Raw genomic sequence first — 20,654 nt, 5'->3', positions numbered from 1 at the left:
CGGCTGATGTCAGGCGTGGGCGCGCAGGGCGCGGGCGTACCACTCCCACACGTCGATGATGTCGTCGGGAGCCTGACTCGGCTCCCAGCCGTTGATGACGGCGACGAGAGTCCAGTAGCGACCGATGCGGCGGTCGGTGAAGGCCTCGATGCGGTCGGCGACCCGGTTGCGGTCCTCCGCCGGGGTGGGGCCCAGTGCCTCCAGCCGTTCGACGATGGCTCGGGCCTGCGCGCTGGCGGGGTCGGCGCCGGCCCGGGCGGCTGGGCCGGCGAGTGTGCCGACCGCCTTGCCGACCTCGAACCGCGCCACGTCCGGCTGCGGCCCCTCGGCGCGGGCCCGCTGGGCCATCCGGCGGCTGGAGGCGATGAAGTCGGGGTCGCGCAGCAGTTCGGCGACCTCCACCCAGGCCGCGATCTGCTCCGGGGTCGGGTCGTCGGGCAGATCGGGTGCGCCCATGCTCAGCCGGTCGGCCACCGTGTCGGGGTCGTCGCCGAAGACGGCGTCCAGATAGTCGTCGACGATCCGGCGACGCTGCTCGGCTGTCAGCGTGGTCAGGTCGGTCATCCGTTCCAGCTCCTCGGGGTCGGTGGATCCGACGAAGGCGCGCAGCACCGCGCGCTGCAACCGCAGCAGGCGGATCTGGGCGTCCAGGGCTTGCGCGTGCCGCGCCGCGATGTCCTGTAGGGACGCCTCGGCGCCGAGCACCCGCCTGATGTCGTCCAGGCCGACCCCGAGCTCACGCAGGGTACGGACCAGGCGTGCCCGGGCCACGGCATCCGGCCCGTACAGCCGGTAGCCGGCCGGCGAGCGCCCCTTGGCGGGCAGCACCCCGGCGTCGGCGTAGAACCGCAGGGTGCGCACCGACAGCCCGGTGCTCGCCGCCAGCTGGCCGATCATCATAAAGCCGATCCTCGGGTCTCCACCGACTGGAGAGTCAACCTTCTCGCCGGCCACCGGCCCCTCGCGGGTCACCCTCCCGGCGTGTGACGGCGCGGGACCGTGCGAGCGTGAGCAGGCCGCGGTCTCCCTGCTCGTAGAGGCGACGCAGGGTCAGCTCGGTGATCAGCCAGCGGCCGTCCGCTGCCGGGATGACGGTGAGCTGGTATCGGCCGGCGATCAGCCAGGTGGGGTCGGCGGAGTCGCTTCGCAGCAGGTGGTACGCGCGGGCCTGCGCCTCCAGTCGCACGGCGCCCCCGCCCGGCTCGGCGGACGCCAGTACCGGGCCGGTGAGGTGCTGGGTCGCGTCGAAGCCGGGGAGCACGCCCTGCCAGCGTCGGACCAGACGATCGGCGTCGAGGGTCTCGACCTGGCCGCCGAACACCGAGGTGTAGTCGACGACCACGGTGTCGGCGAGGGTGGCCCGCGCCCGCGGCCAGTCAAGATCGTCAAAGCTGTGCAGGAGGGTTGTCAGCGTGGCGGTGGGATCGGTGCTGGGGCTGGGCGGACGGTCGGAATGGGCGCCGCGGGCGGGGTTCGTCATGATTTGGGCTTCCTGGGGTAGCGGTCGCGCCACCGGCTGTGACGAGGATCATGGCGCGGGCGGGTATGGAACGTCCGTCCGCGGTATTGTTACTTGTATGCTGCAAACATCTTCTGAGGTGCGGGTCGAGCAGATCGCTCGGGTCGCGGAGGAGGTCGCTCGGCTCCAGCGGATGCTGGGCCACGCCCGCAGCCAGATCCTCAGCAAGGCCGGTCAGGACGTCGAGTGGGCCGCCCAGATTCTGATCAGCTATCTGGCCGCCGCCGGGCCGATGCGACTGGGGGCGCTCGCGGCACTCGTGCAGTCCGACTCGTCCACGGTGAGCCGGCAGGTGGCCGCCCTGGTGCGGGATGGCTTCGTCGAGCGGCGGGCCGACCCTGACGACGGGCGGGCCGTGGTGCTGGCGGTCACCGAGGCCGGCGAACAGGCCCACCAGATCCATCGACAGATCCGCAACGAGCGTTACGGCGACATTCTTGCCAGCTGGACCACCGAGGATGTGACGGCCCTGGCCACCCTGCTCCATCGACTGGACAACGCGTTCGAGACCAGACTCAGAGGCGGCGGATGAACACTCAACCGAAGAGCGCGACGGCGACAGCGGCTCCGTCCGGTCCACTGACACATCGGCAGATCATGGCGATCATCACGGCGTTGCTGCTGGGGATGTTCCTCGCCGCACTCGACCAGACCGTCGTGAGCACGGCGATCCGGCGCATCGGGGACGACCTGCATGGCCTGTCGGCACAGGCCTGGGTCACCACCGCCTTCCTGATCACCTCGACGATCACGACGCCGTTGTACGGGAAGCTCTCCGACCTCTACGGTCGCAAACAGCTGTTCATGACGGCCATCTCGATCTTTCTCGTGGGCTCGGTGCTGTGCGGGCTGGCGACCGACATGTACATGCTCGCCGGGTTCCGGGCCGTGCAGGGTCTTGGTGCCGGCGGTCTGTTCTCGCTGGCCATGGCGATCACCGCGGACATCCTGTCGCCGCAGGACCGCCCCCGGTACATGGGGTACTTCATGGCGACGTTCGCCACGTCCAGTGTGCTGGGGCCGGTCGTCGGCGGGTTCCTCTCCGGCCAGGACGCGATTCTGGGCGTCACCGGCTGGCGCTGGATCTTCGTGTTGAACGTTCCGATCGGCATCATCGCGTTGATCGTGGTGAACCGGGTGCTGCGGGCCTCCCCGCGGCGCGCCCAGGTGCGGATCGACACCTGGGGAACGGTCACGATCATTGTCGCCGTCGTGCCGGTGCTGCTGGTGGCCGAACGTGGCCGGGAATGGGGCTGGACCTCTCCCTGGTCGATCGGCTGCTTCGTGCTCGGCCTGTTCGGCGTCGTGGGATTCCTGTTCGCCGAACGGCGAATGGGAGATGATGCGCTCATTCCGCTGCGGCTGTTCCGGAACAACACCTTCTCCGTGGGCTCCGGGATCAGCCTGGTGCTCGGCATCGGGATGTTCGGCGGCCTCGCCGCGATCCCGCTCTACCTGCAGATCGTCAAGGGTGCCTCGCCGACCCGCGCGGGTCTGCTGATGCTGCCGCTCATGCTCGGCATGATGAGCGCGTCCCTGCTCGCCGGTCGCTGGACGTCGCGGACCGGCCGCTACCGGATCTTCCCTATCGTTGGCAGCGCGCTGCTGGTAGCCGCACTGGCCCTGCTCTCCCTGCTCGGCGCGGACACCCCGCTGTGGAAGACCGACCTGTTCATGCTGCTGTTCGGGGTCGGGCTCGGGCTGAACATGCAGACCATCCAGATCGCGATGCAGAACGCGGTGGCACCACAGGACATCGGCGTCGCCACCTCATCGGGTACGTTCTTCCGCCAGATGGGCGGCACCCTGGGGACCGCGGTGTTCCTGTCGATTCTGTTCGGTGGCGCGCCCGGTAAGATCAGCACGGCCTATCAGAGCGCGGCGGGCAGCCCGGACTTCGTCGCCGCGACCGCGGCGCATCCCGACCAGCTGCACCAGATCACCGGCAGCGGTTCACTGGACGACACCGCGTTTCTGACATCCATCGACAGGACCATCGCTCACCCGTTCATGGTCGGCTTCTCCGACGCGATGAGCGTGGTCTTCCTGGTCGGTGCTGCCATTGTCACGATCGCCTTCGTGCTCAGCTTCGTCCTGCGCGAGGTTCCGCTGCGGCGGGTCTCCGGTCTGGAGGCAGCCCGTGCGGAGGCCGCCGCGGCCGCTCCCCGCACCGAAACCGTGGCCGACGTCGCCACCGAGGCCCACGTCTGACCTCGGACGGGCCTGACCTCGGACGGGCCTGACCTCGGACGGGCCTGACCTCGGACGGGCCCTGAGGTATCGCCCGGCCGGGCTCTCTGCTCGCCCGGCCGGGCGGTCGGCTGGTCGGCTGGTCGGTCGAGAGGTCAGCGGGAGCCCTGGGTGAGGGCGACCGAGTCGGGCACACGGACGGTCTCGGGCACGGTGAGCGGAAGGACGCCCTGGATCTGCCCGATCACATAGTGGGCCGACATCATGGCGCCTTCCTGCCAGCCGGGCAGCGGGGAGCTCTGGTCGCCGAGGACGTAGAAACGTCCGTCGCCCTCGGGTTGCAGGAGCTGTTTGTAGGCCCGCATGTGATCGGGGTTCGCGGGGTCCCAGTCGGCCCAGCCACCGAGCTGGTACGGCACCTTCTGCCAGGCGACCGTGATGCCCTTCGCGGTGGGAACGACGCCCTCGTCGGCGAACCGCGGGTGCAGCTCCGTCGCCCCGGCCCGCGCCTGCACCAGCCGTTCGGACGGGGCCAGGTCGCCGAACTTCGCGGCCACGTCGCCGAAGTTGTAGGCGCCGGTGACGGTGCCCGTCGGCGAGAAGTAGTCGTTGCTCGGATACCAGACCTGGGTGATCGGATGGTTCGTCCAGCTGATCCCACCGTAGATCTGGTCTGTGTCGTTCTCCCAGAAACGTTCGTCCGCCTGCCAGCCGACCTTGCAGGTGTCCGCGAACTCGACCGCGTTGATCGCCGCGTCGAACTCGGCGGAGAAGTTCGTCGAGACACGCCGTAGCACCGGCAGCGGGATGTTGCTGACGCAGTAGTCGGCGGTCAGCGTCCGCGGATCACCGTCATGCCGGTATTCGACGGCGACGCCCCCCGTGTCGAGCAGTCGGATGGCGGTCACCTCGGAGCCCAGTTCGATGATGTCGCCGAACTGTTCCCGGATCCTGCGCTCGAAGGCGGTCACGATGCGGTCCATGCCGCCGACCGGCTGGAACATCGTCGCCTGCCACAGGTAGTCCACCGGCTGGTAGAACCGGTGCCGCCAGAAACCCGACTCCACCAGGTCCGCCAGCGGGATCGGCGGCGCCGGGCGGGGAAAGTCGTGCACGTCGGGATCCTCGGCGTATCCGGAGCGGGTGGAGCCGTCGTAGCTGTGGTCGTCGGCCAGGGAACCGAACACCCGCAACAGGTCCAGCAGCTCCCCGGTGGCGGCGTCCCGTCGCACAAGGGTCCGGGCGAGCATGGCCGCGAGATGCCCACGGGTGTCGTTGGCGACCTGCCGGTTGCGCCACCGGACGACCTGGCCGTCCGCCAGGTGCATGACGTTCGCCGTCGTCTCCATGATGTACGGCTCGAGCTCGACACCGAAGGCCCGACAGTAGTCGAGCGCCCGGCGATGATGGTGGGGAATGCGACCGGGGCCCAGGTTCAGGTAGAGCCCGTCGTCGAAGGAACACCGGTGGGTGGTGACCGGCGACCCGGTCGGGTCGAGCTCGTGGAGCACATCGCCGTTTCGGGCGGTGCGGTTACGGCCACCCGCGCGCTCCGATGCCTCCAGCACGGTGACGCGGTAGCCCAGCCGGCCGAGTTCGTAGGCCGCGGTGAGCCCGCCGACCCCGGCGCCGAGGACAGCGACGGTGGCGCCCGCGCGGGGCGCCGGGGGCGGCTCGAACGAGCCCGTCCAGCCAGTCGCCTCCGGGCCGCCCCGGCCGATCATCGCCTCGCGCAGTGCGTCGGCGGCGTTTCGTGCTGTCATGAGGGCCGTCCTCGGCCTGGGTCGCGCATGGTTACCACCCGTCCTGTCCGGTCATCGCCGCCAGGCGACCGCCGCTGGCTGGTGGTGGTCGCCTGTGGCTGGTGGTTGTCGGGTAAGGCCCCCGGGTCGTGCGGGGCCCGCCTCGCCCGCCGACCGGCCGGAGCTGGCCGGCGGACGAGGCACCGGTGTCATCCAGGAAATTCGTTACCCGGTGAATTCGAGATCAATAACCTGATAGAAGCCCTTGGCGGTGTCCGCGACCTCCCAGACGCTGAGCAGGACGTGATATCCCTGCCGCCGTGGCAGGGTGAGCTCGTGTCGGGTCGGGTTCTCCGGCAGAAGGTCGTCGGCCGCCCAGTAGGGCTGTCCGTTGAGCTGGACCTGGTGGAACGGCCGCGGCTCGAACTGGGCTCGGCTCAGCGGGGCGGTCGGGTCCCAGCCCTCCCGGGTGATGAAGTAGTTCCACCGCCGTGTCTTGTGCGGCGCGTGGAAGCTCCAGGTGATGGGAAGATTCTGGCCGGAGGAGACGGGATGCTTCTGCCATTCCGAGCCCGGTCGGTCCAGCTCGGCGGCGTAGTCCAGGCCGGCGCTCGCAATCTTCCCGTCGACGGGCGGGACGTCGTTGTAGACGTCGTCCGACGCGTACGGATCGGCCAGCCCGCCCTGCGTCTGCGGGAAGAACTTCCCGGACTCGAGGCCCGCTGACTGCCATTCGGGGAGATATATGTTGGCGCGGGAAGCCGGCTCCGAGATCAGACCATGTCGCGGTTGTACTCTGCTCTGGGTCATAGCGAAAAGGTAGTTCCACACCTCGCGTTTTGCATTCCCATAGAGCGGGAAGCCGTCACCTTCCGTAACGACTTTTAAAAAATCTCTCGACGCACCCGATGACACCTCGGGCGTCTCCCACCAAAATCCGAAAACGGCACCGAGCGGCATCTTTCAGTCAGTCAGGAGTATCTCGGCCAGTGGAGTCCACCGCACCACAGTCAGAAACGTTCATGGACAGAGCTCTAGCGGGAACGGGTCAGGGTGCCGGCGGGATTCGATGTTCCGGGGACGTCCGAGGTGTAGCGCAGGGTTCCGTCCGCCTGATGACGCAGCATGACCGTGCCGCCATGGGCGCACAGTGGTAGGCCCAGCAACGTCGGTTCGCTGGTCCCGCCGCTGCCGGGGACGTCCTGCAGGGTGAGGCTGCCCGCCGCCGCGGTCAGGCGCATGTCGGCCACGCAGCGCAGTTCGCTGCCGGTGACGCTGGCCAACGCGTTGGTGGTGACCTCGGAGTGGGCGACCGTCTCGCCGACCCGTCCGGCGCGGATGGTGATGACGACGTTCTGCGGCACGCCGGAGCTGTCGCTGAGCGCCCCCTGCCAGGTGCCGAGGTAGGCCTGCGCGACGGCGGCTCCGCCTGTCCCCGCGGTCGCCGCCGGTTCGGAGCCCGCGCCCGGGTCGGTCGAGGAGGCTGGCGGTTGCGCGGAGCCGGCGGGACGGGCGGTATCGGAGGGGGCGGCGGACTGGCCCTGGTCGCCCGCTGTCGGGTCGTTCTTGCCGTCGGAGGGCAGCACGAGGAACAGGACCGCCGTCAGGACCGCGAGGACGGCGATCGCCGCACCGACCAGCGCGACGACGCGTCCGGTCCGGCGGGTGGACGGCTTCGGCGGTGGTGGTGGCGGCGTCGGCGAGTACGGCGGGGGCGGGGGAGCGGGCTGCGCGAACGCAGCAGGACGCGCGGGTGCGCCGGGGTATGAGGACGCGCCGGGCTGCGAGTACGGGCCCGAGCGCGCGGGCGAGCCGAAGTGTGCGGGTGAGCCGGGCTGCGAGTATGGGCCTGGGTGTGCGGGTGAGCCGGGGTGCGAGGACGCGCCGGGGTGCGAGGGGGAGCCGGGGAGCGATGGGGAGCCGGGGAGCGGGCGGGCCGGCGGGCCGGGGTGGGCGCGGGTCGGGGCGTCGAGGTCGAGCAGCGCCAGGGCGCTGCGGCTCAGGGCCGTGACCAACTCCGGCGGTAACCAGCCGGCGGCCACGAGCGCGGCGGCCGCGCCACGGCCGGGGGCGAGGCGGGCCAGCAGCGCGGTCGGGGTCGGCCGCAGCGCGGGATCCTTGCTCAGGCAGGCCGCGATCAGCTCGCGTAGCTCGGCGGGCACCTGGGTCAGATCCGGCTCGTTCGACAGGATGGCGTACATCACCGCCGGCAGACCGGGGCCGCGAAACGGCGGCGCACCGGTGGCGGCGTAGGTCAGGACGATGCCGAGCGCGAAGATGTCGGTGGCCGGGCTGATCTCACCGGTGCCGATCTGCTCGGGTGCCATGTAGGCCGGCGAGCCGACCGCCCCACCACTGTGCGTCAGGACGGTCGCGTCGACGGCCCGGGAGATGCCGAAGTCGATCACCCTGGGGCCGTCCAGGCTCATCAGCACGTTGGACGGTTTCAGATCACGGTGGACGAGGCCCGCGCCGTGCACGGAGATGAGCGCCTCCGCGAGGCCGGCGCCGAGGGCACGCACGGTGTGTACCGGAAGCGGGCCGTGGTCGCGCACCGCGTCCTGCAACGAGGGTCCCGGGACGAACGCCGTGACCAGCCAGGGCTGCTCGGCTTCCGGGTCGGCGTCGAGCACCGGCGCGGTCCACATCCCGCCCACCCGCCGGGCGGCGTCGACCTCACGCCGGAACCGGTGGCGGAACTGGGACTCCTCGGCGAACTCGGCGCGGATCACCTTGATCGCCACTGTGCGCCCGCCGGTGCTGCGGCCGAGGTAGACCCGGCCCATTCCGCCGGCGCCGAGGCGGGCCAGCAGGCGGTAGCTACCGATGCTCTCGGGATCGTCGGGGTGCAGAGCTTCCACTGCCGACGTCCTCCCGCTCCGGGCGACCACCGTGACGGTGCCCAGGTGGTCGCGGTGCCCGGGCTGCCCAGAGAATACGGTGGTCCGGGTGAGGCTGACCCATGGGCGTCGGCCATCCCACCTTCGTGGCGGGTGCGCCGGCCAGGGTCCGGTAAAACCCTTGCGGGAACGAATCCCACGGCCTAGCGTCATCACCGTGCGCCGTCGGATCAACCGACGGCTCCCTGCGGAGGATGCCTCATGACCGCCCCGGGTCAACACCCGGGTCATCGGTAGTCGTCTTTTCTCGATTCGCCATGTGACCGTCCGGTCGCAGGCCGATCGGGTGGTGCGCCGTGTCGCGCCGCCTTCCTCCGGTGACCCGTGGATATCGGACGTCCTGTCATGATCTCCCCATCGGGAACCTGGAGCATCCTGCGTTGAGCACGCACATCTCATTCGGGTCCGCTGCTTCCCCTTCCTCCGTCGAGGCGTCGGCCGCGGATATCACGACCTGGTACGAGAACTTTTTCAGCTACCTTCCCAACGAGTTCTGGCGTCGGGTGGCCACCCCGGAACTGACCGAGGCCGACGTCGCGTTCATCGAGGCCAGGCTTGGTCTGCCCGCGGGAGCCCGGATACTCGACGCCCCCTGCGGCAGCGGACGGCACAGCCTCGCGCTCGCAGCCCGGGGCTTTCGGGTCACCGGTGTCGACCTGTCCGCCGAAGCTCTCGACCATGCCCGTCGCGTCGCGGCGAGCACCGAGGCCACGGCGAACGGGAATGTCGTGACCTTCGTGCGGGGCGACATGCGGGAACTGGGTGGGCTTGGTGTCTTCGACGCCGCGGTCTGCCTGGGGAACAGTTTCGGCTATTTCGACACCGCCGGTACGCGGGCGTTCGCACGGGCACTCGCCGCGGCGGTGCGGCCAGGCGGCGGGCTGGTCATCGACGTCGGGGCGGTGGCCGAGTCGATGCTGCCGGGATTCACCGGGGAGTCGCACACGATGACCACCGGCGATATCGAGGTCGAGATGTCGGGCAGCTACGACGTCGCCCGCAGCCGGCAGACCAGCCGGTACCGCTTCGTCCAGGGTTCGCGTGAGCTGCGGGCCACGGCGCTGCACCACGTGCGGACCAGCGGGCACATCGGCGAGCTTCTCGAGGAGGCCGGGTTCACCGACCTCGGCCGGTACGGCGACTCCGACGGCACTCCGTACACGATGGGTTCGGCGCGTCTCCTGGTCACGGCCCGGCGCCGGTAGCCCCCACATCCGTCGTCCGTCGTCCGGACCCTGACCCGTCCGGACGGGCTCCGACCCGTCCGGGAACGAGATAGTTAGCGTAGGCTAAATATCTCTGCGGGCGGGGGAGGCGAGCGGATGGAAACCATCGGGGCGTGTCGATGGCCGAGCTGACTCGTGGTCGACGCCTGCTCGTGCTGGCGATCTGCTGTCTGGTTCGCTGTTGTGCAGCCTGGCGCCGAACCTCACCTGGCTGATCGTGTTTCGGATGGTCCAGGCAGTCGGTGGCTGCATGCTGAATCCGGTGGCGATGTCCATCATCAGCAACACCTTCACCGACCCGAGGGAACGGGCCCGGGCGATCGGGGTGTGGGGTGCGGTGATCGGGGTGAGCATGGCACCCGGGCCGCTGATCGACGTCCGCTTCTTCCGGTCCGTGCCGTTCGCCGCCGCGACCGGCATCGCGGTCTGCGCGTTCGGGGCGGTGGCCGGCTTCCACTTCCTCAACACCATGTACCTGCAGGATCTACGCGGTTTCTCACCCCTGGTCGCGGGCAGCCTGCTGCTCACCGGTCTCGGCGCTGACACGCCACTGGCCTGGCTGCTGCCCGCCTACGTCCTGATCGGTCTGGGTTTTGGCCTGGTCAACGCGCCGATCACGAACACGGCGGTGACCGGCATGCCGCAGTCGCGGGCCGGTGTGGCCGCGGGTATCGCCTCGACGAGCCGGCAGATCGGCCAGTCGCTTGGTGTCGCCGTCATCGGTTCCCTGGCGGCGGTGCACGTCGCCGGACGTCCGGCAGTGGTCGATCCGACCAGCGCCGCCGGCTGGTGGACGATCGTCGCGGCCGGCATCGGGGTGCTGGTGCTGGGGGTCGCGAGCACGGGTGCTCGGGCCCGCGGACACAGTAGCCAGCCGCCGACGCGGGAACCGTCCGGGAAATCTGTGGGGTCGGCCGGACCGTCGCCGTGACTGAGTTTCCGCGGGCAGCCCGGGATTTATACCGCTTCGAGCCTGTCCCTTGATGTCCGCCTTTTCGTACAGCTTGGAAAAGTCTGTTGCGTGCCTGAAATTGCCTTGGCTTGACGGCCGGTCGAGGCGTCGCGGTAATCTCACGCCGCACCTGAAGCGCAGGCTTGAACATCAACGAAAGGAAGAACCGCAGAGATGGCCCAGCAGCAGATCCAGCAGCAGATCGAGCAGCAGCTTCGGCAGAACTGGCAGCAGCTCCGCTACGGCATCCTGGACCAGTTCGGACAGGTCAGCGCCGCGGATGTCGACAGCGCCACCAGCGTGAACGACCTCGTCGCACGCATCGCGGACAAGACGCACCACAGCGAGCGTTACATCGAGAACCGCCTCCACCAGCTCGTGGGTGTCGGCGGCGGCCAGGGCGGGAACCTTGGCGAGCGCTTCGGCTCCTCGCAGGGTGGCCAGCGCGGCAACCAGCAGAACCAGAACCAGAACCAGAACCAGCCGTTCGGGTCCCAGCAGTAGCACCGACGGCAACCGATGGCGGGGACCTCCCAGCGGCCCTGCTCGTGGGCCGGGGAGGTCCCCGTTCGGTTACGTGGTTATCGCTCTACTCGACGGGTGTGGGCTCGTAGGCCGCTCCCAGCAGCATGCGAAGCTCGAGCAGCTCGTCGATCATCTTTGCCGTCACGGAATCCCGTGGGCGCCGGCGCAACTCGTCCAGCATGGCATCCGTTTCCTCGACAGTCGGAATATCGTCGATAGATGCCGCAATCTTGACGATCGTCTCCATGGCGTCCACCACCTGCCGTCTGGTCGTCTGGGTCTGTCCGACGCCCTTGTGTGCATGGCCTGTGTGAGGCCGGATCGGACGTGTTCGTCTACGCTGACGCTGACAGGTTCTCCGGGCATTAATCAATTGTTACTGAGCTGTTAATTGCCGCTCACTGTCGCCGTCAATCGCGGCGCGAGGCACGGACGGCCAGCGATCGTCGACATTTCGGGAATGTGTGGCCACATTCCGTGCCGACCCCCTCGCCGATCGACTGTCCGTTGGCGTGTCACCACTGCTCCTCTCCTGCTCGCCTCGTCCACCCGATGGTCCGGTCCGTGTTCTGTGCGGACCACCGTGCACTCCGGCTGAACTCGACCTATACCCGCTCCCACCGCTGGTGAAGCGGGATGCGGCCAGTCGGGTCCTCCCCTGGTCAGCCGGTGTTGCGCAGGCCGGCGGCGATGCCGTTGATGGTGAGCAGCAGGGCGCGGCGCAGGTGGGGGTCGGCGTCGGGGCCGGCGGCCCGGGAACGGGCCAGCAGGGAGATCTGCAGGGCGTGCAACGGGGCGAGGTAGGCGTCGCGGACCTCGAGGGTGTGGCGCAGGGTGGGGGCGTTCTCGAGCAGTTCCCGCTGGCCGGTGACCGCGAGCACCTCGCGCACGGTGCGGGCGTGCTCGGCGCGGATCGTCTCGAAGATCGCCGAGCCGGCCGAACCAGCCGCGCCGGGGGCGCTGGTGGGGGCGAGGTCGCTGGTCAGGGTGGTGACGTAGCGCTCGGCGATGGCGAGGTCCGACTTGGCGAGGGTCATCTGGACGTTGCCGAGGAACGTCCGGAAGAAGTGCCAGGAGTGGTACATGTCGGCGAGGGTGTCGCCGGCTCCGGCGGCGCGGGCGGCGGCCAGGCCGGTGCCGACACCGAACCAGCCGGGCAGGATGATCCGGGACTGGGTCCAGCCGAACACCCACGGGATCGCGCGCAGGTCGGCGAGGCCGCCGGAGCCGCCGGGACGGCGCGACGGGCGGGAGCCGATGTTGAGGTTGCCGAGCTCCTCCACCGGGGTCGCGGCGAGGAAGAACGGCACGAGTGCCGGGTTCGCGACGAACGCCTGGTAGGTCTCGCGGGCCGAGTCGGCCACGGCCTGCATGGTGGTGTCCCAGCCGGCGAGCACGGCGGGGCTCAGTCGGGCGGAGCGGTGCAGGATCGAGGCCTCGACCACCGCGGACAGGGCGATCTCGAGGTTGTGCCGGGCGAGCTGCGGCAGGGTGTACTTGTCCGAGATCACCTCGCCCTGCTCGGTCACCTTGATCGAGCCGTCCAGGGTGCCGAACGGCTGGGCCATGATCGCCTCGCCGCTGGGGCCGCCGCCGCGTCCGACCGAGCCGCCGCGGCCGTGGAACAGGCGTAGCACCACGCCATGGCGGCGGGCGATGTCACGCAGGTCCCGCTGGGCCTTGTGGATCTCCCATTGGGACGCGGTGATACCGGCGTCCTTGGACGAGTCCGAGTAGCCGAGCATGACCTCCTGCACGTCACCGCGGGCACCGACCAGCGCCCGGTAGGACGGGTCGGTGAGCATCCCGTCCAGCAGGGCACCGGCGGAGCGCAGCTCGGCGACCGTCTCGAACAGGGGGACGAAACCGATCCGGGCCCACGCCGGCCGCCCGGCGAACCCGACCCCGACCAGGCCCGCCTCCCGGGCGAGCACCGCCACGGCGAGGATGTCGTCGACGTCGCGGGTCATCGACACGATGTAGCTCTCGATGACGTCGGCGCCGAACCGGTCGAGGGCGACCCGGATCGTGCGCATCAGGTCCAGCGCGCCGAGGGCACCGTCGGATAGCGGCGGCGGCGCGCTGCCCAGCAGCGGGCGGCGCCGGGTCAGTTCGGCGGACAGCAGGGCGCGTCGGGCCGGTCGGTCGAGTTCGGCGTAGGGCACGTCCAGTTCGCCGAGCAGGTCGTAGAGGGCGCCGAGCGCACCATGGTGTTTGTCGGCGTGTTCGCGGATGTCCAGGGTCGCCAGCGCCAGACCCGTCGCGTTGGCGGTGCGGATCATCCGTTGCAGCGGGCCGTCGGCGACCAGGCTGCCATCCCCGGCGGTGAGCGACGCGCGCATCACCGCCAGATCGTCGAGCACGTCGGGCAGACCCGCGTAGTCGTGGCCGGCCACATGGGGGCGGCCGGCGGCCAGACGGTCACGGGTGGCGGCGAGACGGGCCAGGATGTAGCTGCACTTGAGCCGGTACGGCTCCTCGGCGTTGAGCCGGACGTAACGCTCGTACACCTCGGGCAGCGCCACCCGGTCAGCGGCCAGCGACGCCACCAACCCCTCGCTCACCGTCACCACCCGGGTGGACGCGGTCAGCTCCTTGACCAGCCGTTCGACGGCCGAGGTCAGCAGCCGGATACCGAACTCGTGCTGCAGGGTCAGAACCTCGAGGGTGACCGCCGGCGTGACGTTCGGATTTCCGTCCCGGTCACCGCCGGCCCACGAGCCGAACCGCAGCGGACGGGCCCCCGCCGGCAGCGGGATCCCCACCCGGGCGAAGGCGAGGTCCAGCTCCTCCAACAGGTCGGGCAGCACCTCGGTGGCGATCAGTTCCAGGTAGTAGGCGGCGGAGCGGGCCTCGTCGGTGGGCTTGGGCCGCTCCACCCGCAGCTCGTCGGTCTGCCACAGGATGTCGACCATCTCGGCGAGGCGACGCCCGAGGCGTTCGGTGTCCGCCGGACGGGATGTGCCGACATCCGGGCTGTCGGCGTCGAGCAGGTCGGCGATGCGGCGCAGCGTGTCGAGCACCGAGCGGCGGCTGGCCTCGGTCGGATGCGCGGTGAACACCGGCCGAAGCTCGAGGCGTCCGGCGATGGAGCTGGCGAGCTCGCGTTCGAGGGTGCCGGCGTCGAGCGCGTCCCCCATCCGGGCGAACGTCTCCGCCAGCGGGCCCTGGGCCCGGTCGGAGAGCTCCCGGGAGCGGTACAGCTGCTCGGTGATGTTGGCGAGCTGGAAGTAGGCGGTGAACGCGCGGGCGAGCACGATCGCGGTCGGGTCGTCGACGCCGGCCAGCAGCCGGGCGAGTTCGGCGCCGTTGTCGGGCCGGCGGGCCAGGGCCCGCACCTGCTCGACGAGGGCCAGGGTGTCCGCACCCTCGTGGCGGGTGAGCGCCTGCCCGAGCAGATCGCCCAGCCTGCGTACACCGGCGCGCACCGCCGCGTGCCGGGTGCCGCTGGACACCCCACCGGCGAAGGCACCCGGATCCGGGTCGCGTGCGTCCAGGGCCGTCGTGGTCCGATCGGTCGTCACAACCGCCTCCGGCGATGTTGTTCGCGGTCTTTCTCGGGCGGGGTCAGGCTCGGTGGGGCCAAGTCTGCCGAGTCGATGGCGCTCTTGCCTACCGTCCGGCGATGTGGTCTAGCCGATGCCGGTGGACGGTTTCGCGCCGTCCGTCCCGGCCGTCGGTCGGGCGTTCGGCTGGTCGGGCGTTCGGGTGTGGCCGGTTCAGCCGATCAGGACGATCAGCGGTGGGGTGGCGAGCACCGCCGCGGCGCCGAGGTAGGCGACCAGGGCCTGCCACCAGTGCACCGCTGGCGGGTCGAGCAACCGGGCGATGCGGGAGATCACCGGATTGGTGATCCCACGCGACGGGCCGACACCGACCGGACCCTCGTGGCCGTGACCATGCGTGGCCGCGGTGCCGCCGGCACCGGCCGCGCGGACACCAGCGGCATCGGCGAGGGCGCCGTTCGCACCGAGGGCGCCGTTCGCACCGAGGATGCTCAGGGCACCGGCGGGAACGGGTGCTCTGGTCACCCCGATCCGGGCGAGCGCCCGAGCCAGCGCGGGGCGGCTGGTCTGCCGTCCGGCGGCATCGTCGGCGAGCATCTCCACCAGCAGCGACACCGCCGCGGTGGCCTCCCGGGCCGGGCCCAGGAACGGAAAGGTGCGCTCCCAGGCGACGAACGGCTGGATGACCAGGTCGTGACGGCCGGCGACATGGGCGGCCTCGTGGGCGAGCACCGCGTCGAGTTCGTCGGCGGCCAGCGTGTTGAGCAGGCCGCGGGAGACCACCACCCGGGCGTGCCGTACCCCGGGCACGCAGTAGGCGACCGCGATCGGATGGTCGAGAATCCGCAGCCTGATGCCGGCCCGGTCGCGGTGCTCGCACAGGCAGCAGGACGTGACCGCCTGGATCGTCACGCGTTCATCCGGTATGGACCCGTCGTTCTCGCCGCCGTCAGCGCCGCCGGTCGTCGGATGACCGCTGGTGGCTGGTGACGGGTAGGTCAGGCCGCTGACCGGTTGCTCCGGGGGGAGCCGGTCGCCCGGGACGAGATGGTCGTGATGCCCGGTCGGGGAGAACGGCTCGGCGGTGGGAAGACCGCCGGCGGGGGAGAGCAGGTGGCCGGTCGGATCATGGGTGTCGTGGCGGCGATGGCGGCGGCCGGCGAGGTCGACGAGATGCCGATGCCGGTGCCGTTCACGCAACGTGGCGGCGGTGGAGGCACCGAGAACACCGAACAGTCGACCGGCGAGCGCGGTGGCGAGCGCCAGACCGACCAGGTTGATCCAGCGCAGCCCGGCGAGCGGCTCGCCCGCGGCCACGTTGGTCAGATGGTCGATGATCGCCGAAGGAGTGCTGGCGGCCAGTGGGGAGACGGTGAACGCCACCGCGGCCAGCAGCGCTGATACTCCGCCGGCCAGACCGATCGCCTGCCAGAGCAGGATCGCGGCCCGCGGGTAGCGATGCGGCCATCGCGCGGCAGCGAGCAGGCGTGGCACCGGCCAGGCCAGCACGCCCGCGAACAGGGCGAGGAGTGCCGCGGTCGTCATGTCCTGGGCCACGCTACCCCCGCACTGGCCGAAGCTGAACTGTTTACTCCGGCTCGGTGGAGGCCATGCCGAGACCATCCGCATCGTCCGTTGCGGACCCGAACGGGCCTGCATCGGCATCGGAGCCGGTCGCGGGGGCTGAGGCGGGCGGACCCGCGGCGGGTGCTGCCGCGGAGCCCATCCCGATGGGCTCCGCCAGCGGCGGGAGCACGCTCAGGGGGTCCAGCGCCCGGCGCAGGATCTCCGCCTCCTCGGCGGAGACGGACCCGACGAAGCGGACCAGGGCCGAGCCGCGGTCGTCCGCCGTGCCGAGGGCCTCCATCATCGCCTCGGCGACGACGGCCTCACGGCTGTCGGTGGCCGCGTAGCGATGGGCCCGCGCGGCCCGCTGCCGGCGCACGAAGCCCTTGCGTTCCAGTCGTTCGAGCACGGTCAGCACGGTGGTGTACGCGAGATCGCGCTCGTGGTCGAGGCGGGCGGCGACCTCGCGAGCTGTCAACCACCCGTCGCTGGACCACAACACGTCCATGACCGACCGTTCGAGGTCACCCAGGCGCGCCATGCCTCAATCCTACGTCGCGTAGAAGTTGACCGTGGTCGAACCCCGAGGTTTGTCGACGCAGCCTGCGTCACACCCGTGCTGACCTCGGTGTTGGGCGGACGGTAAGGCGCATCGGCGGGGCGGGGGCGCCCGCCGAGGGGTCCGCCGGCGCCGGCCCGGTCGTCGGGTCCGACGGGCCCACAGGGCTGACCGCGCCGGCCCGGTGGTCCTGCCCGCGGCCGGTCGGACGGCCAGGGAGGCGCCGTCCACCGCCGTCGATGGTCACCTTCCGGCGATCCGAACCGGACTTCTGGCCTGGCCCGGCCGGGCTGTTCGGTCGCGATGGTGGCACCCCGGGCGAGCCGAACGGACCGATTCGCCGCCGACCCCTCGGTGGCCCGCCAGTGCCCGTCGGTCGTTTCCGGTGTGTGCCGCCGCGGGCTGGCTTTCATTCTTTACGTGGAATTAAGGCAACCCGCAGGACATTTGACCCGCGGGTCGGAACACATTGGTCCTGGCCGGCCCGGAGTGACGCCTGCGAGCTGTGGTCGGCGTGCTCTTTGGTGCCGCCCGAACGGTGCAAAAAACGGCGACGGCGGCCGGCTTGGCAGAATCACACCCGTCCTGACGGGGAAAAGACGGCCTGGGCACGTATGCCTGGTGGGGGGACGAACGAAGCACCGCCCCGCCGGTCGGTGCCGACCCTGTTGTGGACCTCACGCAGGAACGCCGGGCCGACCGGACCGCCCGCTACGTACCTTGGGACCTTCTACGCTGGGTAGAAGGTCGACTGATTCCCGGTCGATTTCTTCCCGCGGTCCTTCGAAGGAGCCGTGCGCATGGTTCTCGCCGCCGACGCCATCGACCTCGCTCGTGCCCAGACGGCGTTCTCCCTCGCGTTCCACATCTGCTTCGCCGTATTCGGTGTCGGCCTGCCCTGGATGCTCGTCTACACCGAGTGGCGCTGGCTGCGTACCGGTGATCCGGTGTGGCTGGCGCTGACGAAGAAGTGGTCGCGTGCCTTCGCCGTGCTCTTCGCGGTGGGCGCCGTCTCGGGAACAGTGCTGTCGTTCGAGTTCGGGCTGCTCTGGCCCGCTTTTATGTCCAAGTACGGTGGCGCCCTCGGGCTGTCGTTCACCATGGAGGGTTTTGCGTTCTTCACCGAGGCGATCTTCGTCGGGATGTACCTGTACGGCTGGAAACGTCTCTCGGCCCGCGCGCACTGGCTGACTCTCTGGCCGATCGCGATCTCCGGCACGCTGTCGACGCTGTTCATCATCACGGTCAACGCCTGGATGAACGTGCCGCGCGGCATCACCGAGCGGGACGGCCGGGTCATCGCCGAGGAACCGCTCGCCCCGTTCACCAGCCCGTCGTTCGGACCGCAGCTCGTGCACATGCTGCTGGCCGCGTTCATGTGTGCCGGTGGAATGGTGGCGGCGATCTACGCGGTCGGCATGCTGCGCGGACGTCGGGACACCTACCACCGGCGTGGCCTCGCCATCGGACTGACCGCGGTGCTCGTCGCCGCCCCGTTGCAGCTCATCGCCGGTGACTGGGCCGGCCGCAGCGCCGGCGAACACCAGCCGCTCAAGCTCGCCGCGATGGAAGGGCTCTACCACACCGGTTCGAACGCCCCGTTCACCCTCGGCGGGATCTACGACGACAAGACCGGTGAGGTCCGCGGCGGCCTGGAGATCCCCGGCATGCTGTCGCTGCTCGAGGGCTTCTCCACGAACCATGTGATGACGGGGCTCGATTCCGCCCCGCCGGAGGAACGCCCCGACGGCACGCTCGTACACGGCGCGTTCACGGTGATGATCGTGCTTGGTTCGGCCCTGATCGCGTTGTCGGGGGCGACCGGGTTCGCCGTCCTGCGGCGGCGGCGGCGCGGGCAGCACCCACTGCTCCCGACCGGGCGGCCCTGGCTGCTCGCCGCGGCCTGCACCGGCCCGGCGGCGATGCTGGCCATGATCGCCGGCTGGGAGGTCACCGAGGGTGGCCGGCAGCCGTGGATCGTCGGTGGCCACATGAAGGTGGTCGACGCGGTCACCGGCAGCGACGGCGCCGCGCCGATCTTCGCCGGCACGCTCACGCTGTACCTGGGCCTGGCCGGCGCGCTGATCCTGATCCTGCGCCGGATGGCCACCGGTGGACCCAGCGGCGAGCAACTGGTACCCAACCGGCCGAGCGGGCCGTCGATGCCCAGCGCCCCGCGTCCGCGTGACGGCGGCCGTGGCACCGGCACCGGCCCTGGCCGACCCGATCGGGACGGCGACGGTTCCGACGGCAAGGACGACGGCAAGGGCGACGGCAAGGACGACGACAAGGAGTCCGCACCCGCCGCCACGCACAGGCCCGCGGTCGCGCACGAGCCTGCCACGACGGCCGCACGGGCCGACGCGGGCCACTCGGCGACACCGTACGACCCGGCCGCGGAGCACGCGGGCCGCTATGCCCTCACCCCCGCCGGCGCCCCCGTTCCCGCCGGCGTCCCCCCGCGGACTCCGGCAGACCGGGTTCCGGCAGAGCCGACTCCGGCAGACCGGGCTCCGGCCGCGGAGGCTGCGGCCGACCAGGTGCCGGTCATCCCACATCCGCGGCATGAAGCGCGTACGAAGAGCGAGCGGGCGAACGCCGGGCGAGCGGGACTGTTCGGTCGTCCGTCCGGACGGCATGCCGTGTCGAACCGACGGTCGACGACCGTGACCCCGTCGGCTGGCCGTCCCGGTTGCACCCTGGCGGTCAACCCGCCAGAACCGGGACCGACGACCGCCGCCCCGTCCGAGAACCGGGTCGAGGCCACCTCGGCCGCCGGCCGTAGCGAGCACGGAGAGTCCCGATGACATCCGCCGACCTGCTTCTCGTCGTCATGGTGATCGGGCTGACCGCCTATGCGCTGCTCGGCGGCGCCGACTTCGGCGGCGGCGTGTGGGATCTGCTGGCTCGCGGGCCGGACGCCCGCTCCCAGCGCCGGCTGATCTCGGCCTCTATCGGGCCGGTGTGGGAGGCCAACCACGTGTGGTTGGTGTTCATCGTCGTCGCCCTGTTCAGCGGTTTCCCGCCGGCCTATGGCGTGGTGGGATCGTCGCTGGAGATCCCGCTGGCGGCCGCGCTCGTCGGCATCGTGCTGCGCGGCGCCGCCTACGTCTACCGGGCGTACGGCGCGGGCGCGGCCGGTCCGGACCACTGGTGGGGGCACGTCTTCGCGGTCTCCTCGACGATCACCCCGTTCGCCCTCGGTGTGACCGGTGCGGCGCTGGCGACGGGCAAGATGTCGACGTCCGACCCGATGGAGCCGGTGCGCAGCGTCTTCGGGCTGGGCTGCGGCCTGTTCGCCGTCGCCGCGACCGCCTTCCTCGCGGCCGTGTACCTGTGCAAGGACGCCGGGGCGTCCCCGGTCACCGCACATCTGGTGCCGGTGTTCCGCCGCCGGGCGTTCGGTGGGGCGGTGGTCTGCGGGGTGCTCGCGCTGGCCCTGCTGCCACTGTTCGCGCATGAGGCGCCGGTCGTCGCCGGCCGGTTCGGTGACCGATCGGTGCCGCTGGTCGCGTTGTCCGCGGTCGGTGGGGTCGCGGCGCTGGTGGCGCTGGGGCGCAACCAGTTCGTCGTCGCCCGGCTCGCCGCGGGCCTGGCCGTCGGCGGGATGCTCTGGGGCTGGGCGATCGCCCAGTACCCCGACCTGATCGTCGGTCAGGTCACGGTGGACGACGCCGCCGCGCCGTCGCCCAACATCCGCGCGATGCTCTACGCCGTCGTCGGCGGCCTGGTGATCGTCACACCGCCGATGATCGTTCTGTACCGGCTGTTCACCCGCCCCGAGCCGGTCGAATGACGCGGACGGCCCGACGCGTCGAGGCGTCGGGCCGTCCCGCCGGCCCCCCCCCCGGGCCCCCCCCGCGCCCCCCCCCCCGCCGCCCCCCCCCCCCCCCGCGCCGGTGAGGGAGAACGGACCGAACGGATGGGGTGCGATGGCCGCGACGACGGCCGTACCGTCCTCGACCGAAC

15 protein-coding genes and 1 pseudogene are annotated in these 20,654 nt (G+C 70.7%); 7 read left to right on the top strand and 9 right to left on the bottom strand.

Going from position 1 to position 20,654, the window contains the following annotated elements; all coding sequences use genetic code 11:
* Positions 1-9: 9 nt before the first annotated feature.
* On the bottom strand, positions 10-900 hold the full coding sequence (locus MXD61_RS12560) for a MerR family transcriptional regulator (RefSeq protein ID WP_248813108.1): 891 nt from the start codon (positions 898-900) through the stop codon (positions 10-12).
* Between the two features lie 34 nt (positions 901-934).
* A complete protein-coding gene (locus tag MXD61_RS12555; protein WP_248813107.1) occupies positions 935-1,480 on the bottom strand; it encodes a nuclear transport factor 2 family protein in 546 nt (181 codons plus the stop codon).
* 118 nt (positions 1,481-1,598) lie between these two features.
* Here MXD61_RS12555 and MXD61_RS12550 point away from each other — a divergent pair, with 118 nt between their 5' ends.
* On the top strand, positions 1,599-2,051 hold the full coding sequence (locus MXD61_RS12550; RefSeq protein ID WP_248813106.1) for a MarR family transcriptional regulator: 453 nt from the start codon (positions 1,599-1,601) through the stop codon (positions 2,049-2,051).
* A complete protein-coding gene (locus MXD61_RS12545; protein WP_248813105.1) occupies positions 2,048-3,730 on the top strand; it encodes an MDR family MFS transporter in 1,683 nt (560 codons plus the stop codon). Before MXD61_RS12550 ends, MXD61_RS12545 begins: the two co-directional genes overlap by 4 nt.
* A 134-nt stretch (positions 3,731-3,864) precedes the next feature.
* Here the strand turns inward: MXD61_RS12545 and MXD61_RS12540 are convergent, their stop codons facing one another.
* The 3 genes from MXD61_RS12540 to MXD61_RS12530 all read right to left on the bottom strand — a co-directional run bounded on the left by MXD61_RS12540 (position 3,865) and on the right by MXD61_RS12530 (position 8,312).
* Positions 3,865-5,472, bottom strand: a complete 1,608-nt coding sequence (locus MXD61_RS12540) for an FAD-dependent oxidoreductase (protein WP_248813103.1) — start codon at positions 5,470-5,472, stop codon at positions 3,865-3,867.
* A gap of 204 nt (positions 5,473-5,676) precedes the next feature.
* Positions 5,677-6,261: a lytic polysaccharide monooxygenase auxiliary activity family 9 protein gene (locus tag MXD61_RS12535; RefSeq protein WP_248813101.1), complete on the bottom strand. Its 585-nt coding sequence runs from the start codon at positions 6,259-6,261 to the stop codon at positions 5,677-5,679.
* 224 nt (positions 6,262-6,485) lie between these two features.
* Positions 6,486-8,312 carry a serine/threonine-protein kinase gene (locus MXD61_RS12530; RefSeq protein ID WP_248813099.1) on the bottom strand — a complete coding sequence of 609 codons (1,827 nt, stop codon included), beginning with the start codon at positions 8,310-8,312 and terminating at the stop codon, positions 6,486-6,488.
* A gap of 419 nt (positions 8,313-8,731) precedes the next feature.
* Between MXD61_RS12530 and MXD61_RS12525 the strand changes: the two genes are divergently transcribed.
* The 3 genes and pseudogenes from MXD61_RS12525 (at position 8,732) to MXD61_RS12515 (ending at position 11,033) form a co-directional block, all read left to right on the top strand.
* Positions 8,732-9,556 carry a cyclopropane-fatty-acyl-phospholipid synthase family protein gene (locus tag MXD61_RS12525; RefSeq protein ID WP_248813097.1) on the top strand — a complete coding sequence of 275 codons (825 nt, stop codon included), beginning with the start codon at positions 8,732-8,734 and terminating at the stop codon, positions 9,554-9,556.
* A 193-nt stretch (positions 9,557-9,749) separates the two neighbouring features.
* Positions 9,750-10,508: pseudogene (locus MXD61_RS12520) on the top strand (MFS transporter); the annotation flags it as partial.
* Between the two features lie 195 nt (positions 10,509-10,703).
* On the top strand, positions 10,704-11,033 hold the full coding sequence (locus MXD61_RS12515) for a hypothetical protein (RefSeq protein ID WP_248813095.1): 330 nt from the start codon (positions 10,704-10,706) through the stop codon (positions 11,031-11,033).
* Positions 11,034-11,118: 85 nt separating this feature from the next.
* Here the strand turns inward: MXD61_RS12515 and MXD61_RS12510 are convergent, their stop codons facing one another.
* The 4 genes from MXD61_RS12510 to MXD61_RS12495 all read right to left on the bottom strand — a co-directional run bounded on the left by MXD61_RS12510 (position 11,119) and on the right by MXD61_RS12495 (position 16,667).
* A complete protein-coding gene (locus tag MXD61_RS12510; RefSeq protein WP_374628864.1) occupies positions 11,119-11,313 on the bottom strand; it encodes a hypothetical protein in 195 nt (64 codons plus the stop codon).
* 403 nt (positions 11,314-11,716) lie between these two features.
* The gene (ppc, locus tag MXD61_RS12505; protein ID WP_248813093.1) at positions 11,717-14,578 is read right to left on the bottom strand and encodes a phosphoenolpyruvate carboxylase; all 2,862 of its coding nucleotides are present in this window, start codon (positions 14,576-14,578) and stop codon (positions 11,717-11,719) included.
* A gap of 195 nt (positions 14,579-14,773) precedes the next feature.
* Positions 14,774-16,105 carry a M56 family metallopeptidase gene (locus MXD61_RS12500; RefSeq protein ID WP_248813091.1) on the bottom strand — a complete coding sequence of 444 codons (1,332 nt, stop codon included), beginning with the start codon at positions 16,103-16,105 and terminating at the stop codon, positions 14,774-14,776.
* A 43-nt stretch (positions 16,106-16,148) separates the two neighbouring features.
* A complete protein-coding gene (locus MXD61_RS12495) occupies positions 16,149-16,667 on the bottom strand; it encodes a BlaI/MecI/CopY family transcriptional regulator (RefSeq protein ID WP_248813090.1) in 519 nt (172 codons plus the stop codon).
* An 818-nt stretch (positions 16,668-17,485) separates the two neighbouring features.
* Here MXD61_RS12495 and MXD61_RS12490 point away from each other — a divergent pair.
* Together MXD61_RS12490 and MXD61_RS12485 are read left to right on the top strand one after the other, a co-directional pair.
* The gene (locus tag MXD61_RS12490) at positions 17,486-19,492 is read left to right on the top strand and encodes a cytochrome ubiquinol oxidase subunit I (protein WP_248813089.1); all 2,007 of its coding nucleotides are present in this window, start codon (positions 17,486-17,488) and stop codon (positions 19,490-19,492) included.
* Positions 19,489-20,481 (top strand): cytochrome d ubiquinol oxidase subunit II, encoded by a 993-nt coding sequence (locus tag MXD61_RS12485; protein WP_248813088.1) that lies wholly within the window; start codon positions 19,489-19,491, stop codon positions 20,479-20,481. The genes MXD61_RS12490 and MXD61_RS12485 overlap by 4 nt, the downstream gene beginning before the upstream one ends.
* Positions 20,482-20,654: the final 173 nt, after the last annotated feature.

The sequence above is a fragment of the Frankia sp. AgPm24 genome (assembly GCF_023243055.1).
Lineage (GTDB): Bacteria > Actinomycetota > Actinomycetes > Frankiales > Frankiaceae > Frankia > Frankia umida.
Note: the sequence above shows the minus strand (reverse complement) of the source record. Positions and strands in the feature narration are given on the sequence as shown.

Bases quoted from the DNA above. Each gene is read 5' to 3' on its own strand.
- MXD61_RS12560 (WP_248813108.1), bottom strand. From the start codon at position 900: ATGATGATCGGCCAGCTGGCGGCGAGCACCGGGCTGTCGGTGCGCACC.
- MXD61_RS12555 (WP_248813107.1), bottom strand. From the start codon at position 1,480: ATGACGAACCCCGCCCGCGGCGCCCATTCCGACCGTCCGCCCAGCCCC.
- MXD61_RS12545 (WP_248813105.1), top strand. From the start codon at position 2,048: ATGAACACTCAACCGAAGAGCGCGACGGCGACAGCGGCTCCGTCCGGT.
- MXD61_RS12540 (WP_248813103.1), bottom strand. From the start codon at position 5,472: ATGACAGCACGAAACGCCGCCGACGCACTGCGCGAGGCGATGATCGGC.
- MXD61_RS12535 (WP_248813101.1), bottom strand. From the start codon at position 6,261: ATGACCCAGAGCAGAGTACAACCGCGACATGGTCTGATCTCGGAGCCG.
- MXD61_RS12515 (WP_248813095.1), top strand. From the start codon at position 10,704: ATGGCCCAGCAGCAGATCCAGCAGCAGATCGAGCAGCAGCTTCGGCAG.
- MXD61_RS12500 (WP_248813091.1), bottom strand. From the start codon at position 16,105: ATGACGACCGCGGCACTCCTCGCCCTGTTCGCGGGCGTGCTGGCCTGG.
- MXD61_RS12495 (WP_248813090.1), bottom strand. From the start codon at position 16,667: ATGGCGCGCCTGGGTGACCTCGAACGGTCGGTCATGGACGTGTTGTGG.
- MXD61_RS12490 (WP_248813089.1), top strand. From the start codon at position 17,486: ATGGTTCTCGCCGCCGACGCCATCGACCTCGCTCGTGCCCAGACGGCG.
- MXD61_RS12485 (WP_248813088.1), top strand. From the start codon at position 19,489: ATGACATCCGCCGACCTGCTTCTCGTCGTCATGGTGATCGGGCTGACC.